11 protein-coding genes are annotated in these 15,174 nt (G+C 68.7%); 6 read left to right on the forward strand and 5 right to left on the reverse strand.

Going from position 1 to position 15,174, the window contains the following annotated elements:
* Positions 1-57: 57 nt before the first annotated feature.
* On the reverse strand, positions 58-840 hold the full coding sequence (xylB, locus tag GGR47_RS04845) for a D-xylose 1-dehydrogenase (RefSeq protein WP_147036405.1): 783 nt from the start codon (positions 838-840) through the stop codon (positions 58-60).
* Positions 837-1,979, reverse strand: a complete 1,143-nt coding sequence (locus GGR47_RS04850) for a fumarylacetoacetate hydrolase family protein (RefSeq protein WP_147036406.1) — start codon at positions 1,977-1,979, stop codon at positions 837-839. Before GGR47_RS04850 ends, xylB begins: the two co-directional genes overlap by 4 nt.
* Positions 1,980-2,206: 227 nt before the next feature.
* Here GGR47_RS04850 and rpsU point away from each other — a divergent pair, with 227 nt between their 5' ends.
* Positions 2,207-2,413 carry a 30S ribosomal protein S21 gene (gene rpsU, locus GGR47_RS04855; RefSeq protein WP_017978269.1) on the forward strand — a complete coding sequence of 69 codons (207 nt, stop codon included), beginning with the start codon at positions 2,207-2,209 and terminating at the stop codon, positions 2,411-2,413.
* 109 nt (positions 2,414-2,522) lie between these two features.
* On the forward strand, positions 2,523-3,110 hold the full coding sequence (locus GGR47_RS04860; protein ID WP_147036407.1) for an FKBP-type peptidyl-prolyl cis-trans isomerase: 588 nt from the start codon (positions 2,523-2,525) through the stop codon (positions 3,108-3,110).
* Positions 3,111-3,199: 89 nt separating this feature from the next.
* Here GGR47_RS04860 and GGR47_RS04865 read toward each other — a convergent pair whose 3' ends face one another.
* The 3 genes from GGR47_RS04865 to GGR47_RS04875 are packed head-to-tail and all read right to left on the reverse strand — an operon-like array spanning position 3,200 to position 9,092.
* Positions 3,200-4,621 (reverse strand): efflux transporter outer membrane subunit, encoded by a 1,422-nt coding sequence (locus tag GGR47_RS04865; protein ID WP_147036408.1) that lies wholly within the window; start codon positions 4,619-4,621, stop codon positions 3,200-3,202.
* Positions 4,618-7,833 carry an efflux RND transporter permease subunit gene (locus GGR47_RS04870; protein WP_147036409.1) on the reverse strand — a complete coding sequence of 1,072 codons (3,216 nt, stop codon included), beginning with the start codon at positions 7,831-7,833 and terminating at the stop codon, positions 4,618-4,620. Before GGR47_RS04870 ends, GGR47_RS04865 begins: the two co-directional genes overlap by 4 nt.
* Positions 7,830-9,092: an efflux RND transporter periplasmic adaptor subunit gene (locus GGR47_RS04875; RefSeq protein WP_147036410.1), complete on the reverse strand. Its 1,263-nt coding sequence runs from the start codon at positions 9,090-9,092 to the stop codon at positions 7,830-7,832. Before GGR47_RS04875 ends, GGR47_RS04870 begins: the two co-directional genes overlap by 4 nt.
* Positions 9,093-9,178: 86 nt before the next feature.
* Here GGR47_RS04875 and GGR47_RS04880 point away from each other — a divergent pair, with 86 nt between their 5' ends.
* From GGR47_RS04880 to pncB, 4 genes are all read left to right on the forward strand, one after another.
* A complete protein-coding gene (locus GGR47_RS04880; protein WP_147036411.1) occupies positions 9,179-9,853 on the forward strand; it encodes a response regulator in 675 nt (224 codons plus the stop codon).
* Positions 9,850-11,217 carry a sensor histidine kinase gene (locus GGR47_RS04885; protein ID WP_147036412.1) on the forward strand — a complete coding sequence of 456 codons (1,368 nt, stop codon included), beginning with the start codon at positions 9,850-9,852 and terminating at the stop codon, positions 11,215-11,217. Before GGR47_RS04880 ends, GGR47_RS04885 begins: the two co-directional genes overlap by 4 nt.
* 102 nt (positions 11,218-11,319) lie before the next feature.
* Positions 11,320-13,779 carry a PAS domain-containing protein gene (locus tag GGR47_RS04890; protein ID WP_244305092.1) on the forward strand — a complete coding sequence of 820 codons (2,460 nt, stop codon included), beginning with the start codon at positions 11,320-11,322 and terminating at the stop codon, positions 13,777-13,779.
* Between the two features lie 60 nt (positions 13,780-13,839).
* Positions 13,840-15,144, forward strand: a complete 1,305-nt coding sequence (gene pncB / locus GGR47_RS04895; RefSeq protein WP_147036413.1) for a nicotinate phosphoribosyltransferase — start codon at positions 13,840-13,842, stop codon at positions 15,142-15,144.
* Positions 15,145-15,174: the final 30 nt, after the last annotated feature.

The raw sequence follows: 15,174 nt of genomic DNA on the forward strand, positions 1-15,174 counted from the left end.
ACACGGACCAAGTCCGGGGTGACGAACGGAACCGAACAGGTCGTAACCCCAAACCCGTCACCGCCAGCCGGCATCCACCCAGTAATTATGCCCCGTGCACATCTTCGCATCGTCGGAGCTGAGGAACAGCACCAGCGCCGCCACGTCCTCGGGCAGGATGCGCCCGTCCAGGCACTGGCCTGCGACGATCTCCGCCTCGCCCTCCGGCGTGTACCATTTCTCCTGCCGCGGCGTCTTCACATTGCCCGGCACCACCGCGTTCACGCGAATGTTGCTGCGGCCCAGATCGCGCGCCAGGCTGCGCGTCAGGCCCTCAATCGCGGCCTTGGCGGTCTGGTAGACGATCAGGTCTTCGAGGCCCAAGTGCCAGCTGATCGATCCGAAGTTGACGATCACGCCGCCGCCCGCCGCCTGCATCGCCGGCACCACCGCCTTGGCGGCGAAGAACTGATGGCGCAGATTGACGTTCATCCGCTCGTCCCAATAAGCGGGCGTGACGTCGGCGACCGTGTGGCGATCGTCGTTGCCGGCGTTGTTGACCAGCACGTCGACCCCGCCCAGCGCCTCCTGCATGTCGGCGAACACCCGCGCGACCGCGTCGAGGTCGGTCAGGTCCAGCCGCCGGAACAGCGGCACATGCGCTGCACCTGCGCTCAACCGCTCGACCAGCACCTGCGATTCGGCCTCGGCAACGTCGACGAAGGCGACCTTCGCACCCTGCCGCACGAACGCCTCGACCAGTCCCGCGCCGATCCCCGATCCGCCGCCGGTCACGATCACGCGCCGATCGCGCAGCGAGGGGTAGATCGCCCGGGTGTCGGTCATCGTCGTGTCGGTCATTGCAACAGCCCCCGTGCCGCCAGATTGCGGATCAGCGCACCGATCCCGAACTCCCATGCCGGCGCATCCTTCGAATGGACGACGCGATTGACCAGCCGCCCCAGCCGCGGCGTCGCGATCTCGACCGTATCGCCGACCTTGTGGGTGAAGCCCTGACCCGCGACGTCGCGATCCTGCGTCGGCGCGAACAAGGTGCCAAGGAACAGCACGAAGCCGTCGGGATAGTGATGCTCGCTCAGCGCCTGCCGCTTCAGCTCTTCGGGGTCGCGGCTGATCTGGCTCATCGCGCTGCTGCCATCCAGCGTATAGCCGTCCGCGCCCTCGATCCGTAGCGTGATCTCGGCATTGCGGACGTCGTCCATCGTGAATTGGTCGTCGAACAATCGCACGAACGCGCCCAGCGAGCAGGACGCGTTATTGTCCTTCGCCTTGCCCAGCAGCAGCGCGGATCGCCCTTCGAAATCGCGCAGGTTGACGTCGTTGCCCAACGTGGCGCCCACCGCCTTGCCCTGGGCATCGACCAGCAGCACGACCTCCGGCTCCGGGTTGTTCCACGTCGAATCGGATCGCACGCCGACATCCGCGCCCCAGCCCACCGTCGACAGCACGGGCGATTTGGTGAAGATTTCCGCATCGGGGCCGATCGCGACCTCCAGATATTGCGACCACAGGCCCTCGTCGATCAGCGCCTGCTTCAGCGCCGCGGCTTCGGGTGATCCCGGCACCACCGCGCGCATGCTGCCGCCGATCCGCCCCTCGAGTCGGCCGCGCACCTCGGCCGCTGCGCTCGAATCGCCTCGGGCGCGCTCTTCGATCACGCGCTCCATCGCCGATACGGCGAAGGTCACGCCCGCCGCCTTCACGCATTGCAGATCGATGGGGGAGAGCAGGCGGACCGGGCCATCGACAGACAGGCCGATCGCATCCAGCGCACCGATCACCTCGCCCGCCGCCGGATCGAAGGCGGCGGCGGAGACCAGATCGGCGACTGTCGGCGCGACGCGGCTCATGTCATGGACGATGCCGTCCACCACCAGCACGGGGCAGGGGCCTTCGCCGCGATCGATGCGGCCGATCCAGCGGCCTTCGCGCCATTCCGCGCCCAGCGCGTCGGCAGGGTCGAACACACAGGCAGTCATGGACCGGCACTCTCCTGTTATTTGTCTGTCAATTTAGCGGTTAGCGTTACCACTCGTTGTTCTCAGCCAGCCTGTCAACGCTTGCCGCCATGCCGGCCGCGGCGGATCGGGCATCGCGTGCCGTCACGGGTTGCCAATGGGGCATGTCGCTGCTAGGGGCACCGTTCGCACGGCGCGGACCCCTTGTCTGCGGCCGCATTAGCTATTGACCGGAGTGATTGGGTTTTATGCAGATCGTCGTCCGCGACAACAATGTCGACCAGGCTCTTCGCGCGCTCAAGAAGAAGCTGCAGCGTGAGGGTGTGTATCGCGAGATGAAGCTGCGCCGTCACTACGAGAAGCCGTCGGAAAAGCGTGCGCGCGAGCGTGCCGCTGCGGTCCGTCGCGCCCGCAAGCTCGAGCGCAAGCGCGCTGAGCGCGACGGCGCACGGTAAGTCATTGTAAAATCACCGGCGTGCGTGTGCGAAACACGCGCGTCGGCGTGACTTTTGCGACTTTTGAACCGGTGACGGCCGGCCCGGCACCACAGCTCCAGGTGCTCTGATGTCCACCGTCACCGCCGTTCCGCTGCAGCCCGTCAAGCGCAGCTATCTCGTCTACCTCTGGGTCGGCATCGCGCTCGCCTGCATCGCGGCGTTCGCGCTCGCGCGCCAGGGCGACGACTTCCTGACCCGCAACGCCCGCGCCCGCGGCGTCGTCACCACCCCGTCCGGCCTTCAGTACAAGGTGCTGCAGCCCGGCGCGCCGGGTGCGCCCAAGCCGACCGACGCGGACGTCGCGCTGATCAATTACGAAGGCAAGCTGCTCAACGGCACGGTCTTCGACAAGTCGCAGCAGCCGACCCCGATGCCCGTCGCCGGCGTCGTCCCGGGCTTCTCCGAAGCGCTGAAGCTGATGCCCAAGGGCTCGAAGTACCGCGTATGGATCAAGCCGTCGCTCGGCTATGGCGCCGAGACCAAGGGCCCGATCCCCGGTAATTCGACGCTCGTCTTCGACATCGACCTGATCGACTTCCTGCCGGAAGCGGTGGTCCGCCAGATGCAGATGCAGGCCCAGCAGGGCGGCATGCCCGGTATGCCCGGCGCGATGCCCCCGGGTGCGGTTCCCCCGGGCACGCAGCCCCGCCGCTGATCCGGGCTTTCGACACATGAAAAGGCCGGCACTGGTATCCCCAGCGCCGGCCTTTTTCGTTGGCTTCGATACCCGCTCGCGGTGACCGATCACCGACTGGCGACCGGACCACCGCTCGCCAGGAACAGCGCCACCGTGTCGCTCAGCCGCGCACCCTTCGCCTGCACCAGCTGCGCGCGCGCCTGCGCATCGGCGGCGGTGGCGTTGAGCAGCACCAGCGAATCGACCCCGCCCAGCGCCAGCTGCCGGCGGGTGAAGGTGAGGGCGCGGTTCGACGCATCGCTCGCCCGCGTCGCGGCATCCAGCGCCACGCCATCGGTCGCAAGGCCGGTCAGCGCATCGGACACGTCGCCGAACGCGGTCAGCACCGCGGTGCGGTACTGCGCCTTGGCGCCGTCCAGCGCTGCTTCGGCCGCGCGCTGCTGATGGCGGAGCGCGCCGGCGTGGAAGATCGGCTGGGTGAGGCCGCCGATCAGCGTCCAGAACGGATTGCCGTCCTTGAACATGTCGCCGAAGCGCTGCGCCGATCCGCCCGCGGTGCCGCTGAGCGTGATCGATGGCAGCCGCGCCGCGATCGCGGTGCGCACGTCGGCGCCCGCGCCCTCCAGCTGTGCCGCCGCGGCGCGCACGTCCGGCCGCCGCGCGACGAGGTCGGAGGGGAGGACGGCGGGCAGGCTGGTCGGCAATTGCAGCGCCGCCAGCGTCGGCAGCGCGGGCAGGGGATCACCCGCCGGCCGGCCGAGCAGCGCTGCGATGACGACGCGCTGGTGTGCCTCCTGCCGGACGAGCGGCGGCAACGCGCCTTCTGCGGTCGCGAGCGCAGTCTGCTGCGTCGCCACGTCGGCGGCGCCGATCGCGCCCAGGCGCTGGCGCTGCAACTGGCTCTTCAGGATGTCGCGATTGACCGTGATGGCGATCTCCGCCGCCTCGACTTGGTCGGCGAGCACCGCGCGCTGGACGATTGCCTGCACCAGATTGGCGACGACGCTGGCGCGTGCGGCATCCAGCCGGTGGCGTTGCACCTCCGCCTGCGCCCGCGCCGACCGGATTTTGGATCGCACCCCACCGAACAGGTCGACCGGATAGCTGACCGCGACCTGCGCGGTGTGCAGCGTGTAGAGCTGCTGGTTCTGATCCGCGACCGCGGGCGACAGCGCATTGGAGACGCGCGTGCGCTCCGCCTGATAGCTGCCGTCGATCTGCGGCAGGGCCTGTCCGCCCGCCGCGTTTGCCAGCTCGCGCGCCTGCCGCAGCGCGGCGTCGGCGACGGCGATGTCATTGTTGCGCGCCAGCGCCTCAGCGACGAGCGCGTTGAGCTGCGGGCTGCCGAACGCCGTCCACCAGTCGGCGGCGACCGGCGCGGCCGTGAAGCCCTGCGCCGGCCCGGTCGCGGGGGCGATCGTGGCGGGCGTCGCGGCGACGGGCAGCGGCGCATGCGCGTCGAGGTCGTGGACGGTGCTCGCGCACGCCGCGGTCGAGCAGGCGAGCAGGATGACAAGGGTGCGGGTCATGCGAGGGCCTCCTCACCGGGGGCATCGGGATTGGGCGCATCGGGATCGGGGTGCGAATGGTGGCCGACGTCGCGACCATGCGCACCGCGATCCTCGGGCGGCACGCGCTTCGAGAAGCGGTCGATCAGCACCGGCAGGATCAGCAGGATCAGCACCGGCGCCAGCGTCATGCCACCCACGACGACGAGCGCCAGCGGCTTTTGCACCTGACTGCCGATGCCGTGCGACAGTGCCGCGGGCAGCAGGCCGATCGCCGCGACCAGACAGGTCATCACGACCGGGCGCAGGCTGTGGCGCACCGTGGTGGCGAGCGCCGTCTTGCGGTCATGCCCTTCGTCGACGGCGTTATTGTACGTCGTCACGACAAGGATGCCGTCCATCACCGCGATGCCGAACAAGGCGACGAAGCCGATTGCGGACGAGATGCTGAACGCCGTGCCGGTCAACGCCAGCGCCAGCACGCCCCCGACGACGGCGAGCGGGATCGCCGCAAAGGCGAGCAGGCTGTCGCGGATCGACCCGAAATTGGCGTAGAGCAGCAGCAGCATCAGCAGCAGGCTGATCGGCACGACGATCTCCAATCGCGCGATGGCGTTGTTGAGATTGTCCAGCTCGCCCGCCCATTCCAGGTGATAGCCGCTTGGCAGATGCACGGTGCGCTGGATGCGTGCGCGCGCTTCGTCCACCGCACCGCCCAGGTCGCGGCCGCGCACCGAGAATTTGATCGGGATGTAGCGTTCCTGATGCTCGCGATAGATGAACGACGCGCCGCTGGTCAGATGGACGTTGGGGACTTCGGACAGCGGCACCTGGATCGTGGTGTTGCTGCCGTCGGTCGCTGGCGCGCCGATCGTGATGCGGCGGATCGCCTCGATCGAATCGCGTTGTTCCGATTTCAGCCGGACGATGATCGGGAAGTGGCGGTCGGTGCCGGCCTCGTACAGGTCGGCGGTCGAGCTGCCGCCGATCGCCGCGGCGACCGTCTGGTTCACGTCGTCGGGCGTCAGGCCGTAGCGCGCGGCCTTGGCGCGATCGACGTCGACGCGCACGGTCGGCTGGCCCAGCGACTGGAATACGCCCAGATCCTCGATGCCGCGGACCTTGCTCATCTGGTCCTTGATCTGATCGGCGTATTTTTCCAGCGTCGGCAGGTCGGGACCGAACAGCTTGATCGAATTGGCGCCCTTCACGCCCGACGCCGCTTCTTCGACGTTATCCTCGATATATTGCGAGAAGGAGAAATCGACGCCGGGGAAGCGCTGTTGCAGCTTCTTCGACAGTTCCTCGGTCAGCGTTTCCTTGGTCACCCCGCTGGGCCAGCTGTCGAAGGGCTTCAACGGCACGAAGAATTCGGCGTTGAAGAACCCGGTCGAATCGGTGCCGTCGTCAGGGCGACCCTGCGCCGACAGGACCGACTGGACCTCCGGATATTTCATGATGATCCGCCGCACCTCGTTGACGACCGGCTGGCCGCCTTCGAGGCTGATCGACGCAGGGAGCGTCGCGCGGATGTACATATTGCCTTCTTCGAGGTGCGGCAGGAACTCGATGCCGAGCGAGCGCACGCCGACGACGGCGACCAGCAGCATCAGCACCGCACCGCCCAGTGCGATCACCCGGTTGCCCAGCGCGAAGGCGGCGGCGGGTTCGTAGACGCGGCGCAGCTTGCCGACGATCCACGTCTCCACCTCGGACAATTTGTCCGGCAGCAGCAGCGTCGCCAGCACCGGCGCGACGGTGAAGGTCGCGATCAGGCCGCCGGTGATGGCATAGGCATAGGTCTTGGCCATCGGCCCGAAGATATGGCCTTCGACGCCGGTCAGCGTGAACAGCGGCAGGAAGCTGGCGATGATGATCGCGGCGGCGAAGAAGATGCCGCGGCTGACCTCGCTCGACGCACCCAGCACCGCCGAGAAGCGGTTGGCGAGCGTGAAGTGACCCTTGCCGCTTTCCACGTGCGCCGATCGCTCCACCATGTGGCGGAAGATGTTCTCGACCATGATGACGCTGGCATCGACCACCAGGCCGAAGTCGAGCGCACCGACCGACAACAGGTTTGCGCTCTCCCCCTGCAACACCAGGATCAGGATCGCGAAGGCGAGCGCGAAGGGGATGGTCGCGGCGACGATGATGGCGCTGCGCAGATTGCCGAGGAACAGCCATTGCAATGCAAAGATCAGCAGGATGCCGACCACCATGTTTTCGAGCACGGTGTGGATGGTCAGGTTGATCAGGTCCGACCGGTCGTAGATGCGCTGTAACTGGACGCCCGGCGGCAGGATGCCGGAGGCGTTGATATCCGCGACCTCCTTCTGCACCGCCTTGATCGTCGGCATCGACTGGGCGCCGCGCTGCATCAGCACGATGCCCTGTACGATATCGTCCTGGTCGTTGTAGCCGGCAATGCCGAGCCGCGGGCTGTTGCCGATCGTGACGTGCGCCACGTCCTTCAGCAAAATCGGCTGGCCGTTGGCGCTGCCGACCAGCACGTTCTCGATGCCGCTGACCGACTGGATCAGGCCGACGCCGCGAACGATCGCGGCCTGGCTGCCGAAGTTGATCGTCTGGCCGCCGACGTTGCCGTCGCTCTTGGCGATCGCCTGCAAGACCTGGCTGACGGTGACGTTGTGCGCGGCGAGCCGGTCGTTGTCGATCACCACGTCGTACGCGCGCAGCTTGCCGCCCCAGCCGGTCACGTCGATCACGCCCGGAATGCGCTTGAAGCGGCGTTGCAACACCCAGTCCTGCAACGTCTTCAGATCCATCACCGAATAGCCCTTGGGCGCGGTGAGCTTGTAGCGGAAGATCTCGCCCACCGGACTCGTCGGCGACAGCGTCGGCTGCGCCCCGCCGGTCAGCGGCGGCAGCTGCGACAGGCGGTTGATGACCTGCTGCTTGGCCTGTTCGTTGGTGTAATCGTAGCTGAACTGGATCTTGATGTCGGACAGGCCGAACAGGCTGATCGCGCGGATCGCGGTCAGGTGCGGAATGCCCGCCATCTGCACCTCGATCGGGATGGTGACGTTGCGCTCCATCTCCTCCGCGGACAGGCCTTGCGTCTGCGTGATGACCTCGACCATCGGCGGGACGGGATCGGGATAGGCCTCGATATTCAGGTTGATGAAGCCGATGACGCCGGCGAGCAGCATCGTGACGAAGACGCCGACGATGAGCAGCCGCTGGCGCAGCGCGAAGGCGACGATCCGGTTCATTCGCCCAGGCCCGCTTCGTTGACGAACAGCGCGCCCGCCGTGACGATGCGCTCGCCCGGTTGCAGGCCGGACGTGATCGTGACCTTGCCGTCCTGCGCATCGCCGGTGGTGACATTGCGCGAGGCGAGCAGCCCGTCGGGGCGCACGACCCAGACGCGCGCATTGTCGCCTTCATGGATCACCGCGACCGCGGGCACGATGATGGCCTTGGTCGAGGTGGCGCGGTGGATCGCGAAGCTTGCGAACATCTGCGGTTTCAGCGCGCCGTCGGGATTGGCGATCGCGGCGCGCACCGGCAGGCGGTGCGTCACGGGATCGAGCGCGGCGCCGACCAGATCGATGCGCGCGGTGAACTGGCGGCCGGGCAGGGCGGGGGTGGTGACGGTCGCGGCATCGCCGACATGGATCGACGCCGCCTGCGTTTCAGGCACCTGCGCGACCAGCCAGACCCGCGAGGGGTCGGTGATCGTCATCACCGGCTTGTCGCCGCCCTGCGTGACATATTGACCGGGCGCCACGTCGCGCGAGGCGACGAGGCCGCTGATCGGCGCGTGCAGCGTGGTGACGTCATGGATGCCGGTGACTTCGCCGACGCCCTCCAGCCGGTTGATCTCGCCCGGCGACTTGCCCAGCACCGCGAGCTTGTCGCGCGCCGCGCCCAAGGCTGCGGCATTGGTGCGCGCGGTCGCCTGTGCGGCGGCGAGGTCGGCCTGTGCCTGCTGATAATCCTTCAGCGCGCCGCCAGCGGTTTCATAGATCTGCTTTTGCCGTTCCGCGGTCCGCTGCGCCGTCGCGAGCTGCGCCTGCGCATTCTGATACGCCGCGCGTGCCGCAAACAGGCCGCTGCGCGCATCGACGAAGTCGGTGGTCCGCACCAGCATCAGCGCCTGGCCCCTGCTGACGCGCTGGCCCGCATCGACCAGCACGCGCACGACTTGGCCCGAATAGGGCATGACCACCGGTGTGCTGCGATCGCCGTCCACGGTGATTGCGCCGCTCGCCAGCGTCGCCGCGTCCGACAGCGAATCGCCGACGCGCATCGTCGTCAGCGCAGCCATCTGTTCGGCGCTGGGGCGGAAGGTGCCCGGCGGCGACGCGGGCGGCGGAGCCTCCTCATGGTGCGTCAGCTTGCCGATCAGCGAGACGAGCAGGCCGATGCCGATCAACACCGCCGCGGCGATCCCCAGCCACCGCCATTGCGCCGACCGACCCAGGGTCGTGGCGGGGGGAAGCGTCTCCGGGGTGTCGGTGGCGTGCATGATGCGTCTCGCAGGCAATGAGGCTGGAGCCGGTAGGCCGGCTCGCTTACAGAATGCTGACAAATGCTGCGGCGCGAAAGGGTCCGATGCGGATTTTGTTGGTAGAGGACGATCGCGGGCTGGCCGACGCCCTGACGGCGGCGATGGTGCAGCGCGGGCTGACGGTCGATCTCGCCACCGATGCCGAGGAGGCGGAGGCCTATCTGGCGACCGCCGGCCATGCCGCGGTTCTGCTCGATCTGGGCCTGCCCGACGACGACGGCCTCGCGGTGCTGCGCCGCATGCGCGCGCGCGGCAACACCTGTCCCGTGCTGGTGCTCACCGCCCGCGGCGGCGTCGATGTGCGCATCCGCGGCCTCAACGACGGTGCCGACGATATCCTGGTCAAGCCGTTCGACCCGGACGAGTTGCACGCGCGCATCCTCGCGGTGTTGCGCCGGCAGGGCGGCTACCTCGGCAATGCGCTGGCGTGCGGGGCGTTGCGCTTCGACCTCGACACCCGCGTCGCCTGGGTCGGCGACCAGCGGTTGACGCTGTCGGCGCGTGAAACCGAATTGCTCGACCTGCTGCTGCGCCGCCTCGGCAAGGTGGTGCCCAAGCGCCTGGTCGAGGACCATCTGTTCGGCGTCGGCGGCGATCTCGGCTCGAACGCGGTCGAGGTCTATGTCCACCGCCTGCGCAAGCGACTGGACGATGCGGGCAGCGGCGTGCGGATCGAGACGGTGCGCGGCGTCGGCTACCTGCTCCGCCCGGCGACATGAGCAAGGGCTGGCGCCTGCGCCTGCCGCGCTCGTTGTTCGGGCAGGTGGCGCTGCTCTACGGCGCGACGGCGCTCGCCGCGGCGATCCTGCTGCCCTTCGGTACGGCGATGCTGCTCCACCAGATCGCGGGCCAATATCAGCGCGTGATGCTGGAACGGCAGGCGGATGCGGTGGCGATGCTGCTGCCCGGCGACCGGCCGCATCGCGCGGTGCGCGCGGTGGACCTGCTGGCGGGCGGATTGACGCTCGCGGTCGTTGACCGGTCGCGCCACGTCCTCGCCGAGCGCGGGCCCGCGCGGCCGGAACTGGTGACGGGAATCGCGCTCGATTCGCGCACCCGGCATGTCCGCCGTGGCGCGCTCGCCGCGGTCAGCCGGCCGGTCGGTGGCCGCTGGGTCGTGGTGTCGCAGGATGCCGCCGCGCCGGAGGTGGTGACCGACGATATCGTCCGCACCTTCCTGTCGCGCTTCGTGTGGCTGCTGCTGCCGGTGACGCTCATCGTGCCGCTGGTCGGCGCATGGATGGCCCGGCGGCTGACCCGGCGGATGAGCGCGGTTTCGGCGATCGCGGCCGATATCGGCCCGCGCACGCTCGATCGCCGCCTGCCGCAGGGCACGTTGCCCGCCGAGGTCGAGCCGCTGGCGATCGCCACCAACGCCGCGCTCGATCGCCTCGAACAGTCGTTCGTCACCCAGGCCGCCTTTGCCGCCGACGTCGCGCATGAACTGCGCACGCCGCTGTCGGTCATCCGCCTGCGCGCCGACGGCGTCACCGATCCCGCGGTGCGCACCGCGCTGCTTGCCGAGGTGGACCGCGCCGCGCACGTCATCGCCCAGTTGCTCGCGCTCGCCGACCTCGAACGTCCGCCGGAGGACGCTGGCACGCCGGTCGACCTGCTCGCGCTCGCCGAACAGGTCGTCGCCGACCGCGCACCGATCGTCATCGATGCGGGCTATCGTATCGCGTTGGAGGATCGCGGGCCGACGCCGGTCCGCGGCTACGCCCACGCCATTCAGCTTGCGGTCGAAAACCTCATTGAAAACGTCCTGCGCCACACCCCGCCGGGCACCGGCATTACCGTCGCGGTCGGGCCGGGCGCGCAGGTGCGCGTCACCGACGATGGACCGCCGATCGATCCTGCCACGCTGGCGCAGATGACGCGGCGCTTTTGGCGCGGCAGCGCGACGCGCAGCGGCGGCAGCGGCCTGGGCCTCTCGATCGTCGCGCGGGTCGCGGCAGCGCACGACGGCGCGCTCCATTTGTCGACCGGGGCGAACGGCCATGGCCTATGCGCGACATTGACGCTGGAACGGGCCGACATCGGCCGCGCCGGCGAACGGCCCCGCTGGCCGAATGACGGATAGCGCTTGCCCTTCAAGGCGTTAAAGCAGACCCTCAGAACTTCCGCGGCGCAACGGCGTTGTGCGTGCGGTTCGGAAGGCAGGCGCCTTCGAGGTGAGGGTCGAGTGAGGCATTCGGGGTCTAAGGCGCATCCGGCCGAACAGCTGGCGGCGATGTATGCGGCATCGTCGGTCGGGCTCGCCATCCTCGATCCCGATCTGCGCTACGTCTGGGTGGACGATCGCTTCGCGCGGCTCAGCGGCGTGCCGGTCGCCGATCATATCGGGCGCACCGTGGGTGAGATCACGCCCGACCGTGCCGACTCTGCCATAGCGCTCGCCGCCCGGGTGCTGGCGGGCGAAACGGTCAAGGGGCTGGAGATGACCGGCCCCGACGGCACCAGTATGTGGCGGCAGAACTGGCTGCCGATCCGCGATGACGTGGGGGAACTGACCGGTATCGGCGTGTCGGTGCAGGACGTGACGGAGGAACGTCGCGCCGAACGCGCCATCGCCACGCTCAACCGGATCAACACCGCGCTCGCGGCCGAACACGATCTCGAACGGCTCGTACAGATGGTCACCGATGCCGGGGTCGAGCTGACCGGCGCGTCGGTCGGCGCGTTCTTCCATAACGTCATGGACGACAGCGGCGAACGGCTGCACCTGTTCACGCTGTCGGGCGGCGAACGCGGCGACTTCATCCGGCTGGGCCGGCCGCGTGGCACCAACGTGCTGGGCCCGATCTTCCGCAACGAGGTGATCCGGTCGGGCAACATCACCCGCGATCCCCGCTACGGCGCCAACGCGCCCTTTGCCGGCATGCCGCCGGGCCATCCCGAGGTGACGAGCTACCTCGGCGTACCGGTGGTGTCGCGGCACGGGCAGGTCTTGGGCGGCCTGCTGTTCGGCCACCCCCATGCCGACCGCTTCTCGCAGCGTCACGAGGACCTGATCCTCGGCCTTGCCGCGCAGGCGGCGGTGGCGATCGAGAATGCGCGCCTGCTCGCCGCGGTTCAGTCCGCCAACGAACGGCTCGAACGGCGGGTCGAGGAACGCACTGCCGAGCGCGACCGCGTCTGGAACCTCTCGCGCGACCTTCTCGTGGTGGTCGAACCCGATGGCCGATTCCGCTCGGTCAACCCCGCCTGGACCGCGCTATTCGGCCATTCGCAGCACGATGTCGCGGGGCGTCCCGTAACGGATTTCGTCCACCCCGACGATGTCGCCATGACCCAGGCGGCTCTCGCGGCGGCGGCATCGGGCGCGGACGTACCGGTCGTCGAAAACCGCTATCTCGCCCATGACGGATCGCTGCGCTGGATCTCCTGGCTGACCTCGACCGAGGGCGGCCTGATCTATGGTTCGGGCCGCGACGTGACCGAGGCGCGGCGCAAGGACGAGGCGCTGCAGCGCACCGAAGAGGCGCTGCGGCAGAGCCAGAAGATGGAGGCGATCGGCCAGCTGACCGGCGGCGTCGCGCATGATTTCAACAATCTGCTGACCCCGATCCTCGGCGGTCTCGATTTCGTTCGCCGCCAGCTCCCCGATGGCGACCGCAGCCTCCGCCTGCTGGACGGCGCGATCCAGTCCGCCGAGCGCGCCAGCACCCTGGTGCAGCGCCTGCTCGCCTTCGCGCGGCGCCAGCCGTTGCAGCCAGATGCGGTCGATCTGGTCGCCCTGACGCGCGACATGGCGGCGCTGCTCACGACGACGGTCGGCCCGCAGATCCAGCTGGTCATTGACGCGCCCGAACGGCTGCTGCCGGCGATCGCCGATCGCAACCAGATCGAAATGGCGCTCCTCAACCTCGCCGTGAACGCGCGCGACGCCATGCCCAGGGGCGGCGTCATGCGCGTCGCTTTGGGGCACACGCACCTGACAGAGGCGGAAGACCCGCTCGCACCCGGCGACTATGTCTGTCTCAGCGTCTCTGACACCGGCCACGGCATGGACGCCGCCACGCTCGCCCGCGCGATCGAGCCGTTCTTTTCCACCAAGGGCGTCGGCCGTGGCACCGGGCTTGGCCTGTCGATGGTCCATGGTCTCGCCAGCCAGCTTGGCGGCACGTTCCGGCTCGCCAGCACGCCGGGGGCGGGGACGGTCGCCGAATTGTGGCTCCCGGCCAGTCCCGTATCCGTCGCGCCCGTTCCCGACGCGACCGGCGCGGCGCCGGTGTATGGTGCTGGCTGCGTCTTGCTGGTCGACGACGAGGGCGCGGTACGGGCCGCGGCGGCGCAGATGCTGCACGATATCGGCTATCGCGTGGTCGAGGCGGACAATGCGGACGCGGCGCTGCGCCTGATGCGCGACGGCCTGTCGCCCGACCTGCTCGTGTCGGATCATCTGATGCCCGGCATGACGGGCACCGAATTGGCGCGCCGCCTGCGCGCCGACCGGCCCGATCTGGGCGTGCTGATCGTCTCGGGCTATGCCGATGTCGAGACGCTCTCCCCCGATCTCGCCCACCTCCCCAAGCCGTTCCGCGAGGCCGATCTCGCCGCGGCGCTGGCGGGCCCCAAGGTGTTCGCCGCCCCAATACGCGCGCTGGAGCAGGACGCGGCAGCCGCGCCGTCGCGTGTGTGACCTCGCCCGGCGATCGGCTACACCCGGTCGCTAAACACCCTTCGCGCCTCAGGACTTCTCATGCCCGTCACCGACATCGCCACGCGCGTCTATAATCACGGCTGGCGGCTGGACCCGGTGGTGCGCAGCCTGCTCGACACCGATTTCTACAAATTGCTGATGCTGCAGCTCATCTGGCAACGGCATGCCGACGTGCAGGCGACCTTCGCGCTGATCAACCGCACCACGTCGGTGCGCCTCGGCACGGTGATCGACGAACGCGAGCTGCGCGAACAGCTCGACCACGCCCGTTCGCTGCGCTTCTCGAAGCGTGAGCTGATCTGGCTCGCCGGCAACAGCTTCTACGGCAAGCAGCGCATGTTCGCGCCCGATTTCCTCGCCTGGCTCGCCGAGTTCCGCCTGCCCGATTACGAGCTGCGCACCATCGACGGCCAGTTCGAACTCCATTTCGACGGGCCGTGGACGCACACGACGATGTGGGAAATCCCGGCGCTCGCCATCGTCAACGAATTGCGCTCGCGCGCCGCGCTGAAGGGCAGGGGGCGATTCGAACTCGACATCCTCTATGCCCGCGCCAAGGCGAAATTGTGGGACAAGGTGGAGCGGTTGCGCGCGATCCCCGACCTGGTCCTGTCGGACTTCGGGACGCGGCGGCGCCACGGCTTCCTGTGGCAGCGCTGGTGCGTCGAGGCGGTGAAGGAAGGGCTGGGCAGTCGCTTCATCGGCACCTCCAACGTCCTGCTCGCGATGGACAACGACCTGGAGGCGATCGGCACCAACGCGCACGAACTGCCGATGGTGCTGGCTGCGCTGGCGGGCGACGATGGCGGGGTCGCCGCTGCGCCCTATCGCGTGCTGGAGGAATGGCGCGCGCATTACGACGGTAATCTTCTGATCGCGCTGCCCGACGCCTTCGGCACCGCGGCCTTCCTGCGGCACGCCCCCGACTGGCTGGCCGACTGGACCGGGTTCCGCCCCGATTCGATGCCGCCGATCGAGGGGGGCGAACAGATCATGGCCTGGTGGCAGGCGCATGGCGTCGACCCGCGTCAGCGACTGCTGATCTTTTCGGACGGGATGGACGTCGACAGTATCGAAGCGACCGCGCGCCATTTCCGCGGCCGGGTGCGGACCAGCTTCGGCTGGGGTACGAACCTGACCAACGACTTCCGGGGCTGCGACCCTGAGGGCGGCCATGCGCTCGAACCCATTTCGCTGGTCGCGAAGGTCATCGCCGCCAACGGCCGCCCGGCGGTGAAACTCTCGGACAATCCCGCCAAGGCGACGGGCCATCCTGCTGAAATCGCCCGCTATCGTCGCATCTTCGGTGATGAGGGCCGGCCGGCGCGCAGCGTCACGGTGTGACGCCGCCGGTGCGTCGCCGCGATCGCAACC

The sequence above is a fragment of the Sphingomonas aquatilis genome (assembly GCF_014196115.1).
Taxonomy (GTDB): Bacteria; Pseudomonadota; Alphaproteobacteria; order Sphingomonadales; family Sphingomonadaceae; genus Sphingomonas; species Sphingomonas aquatilis.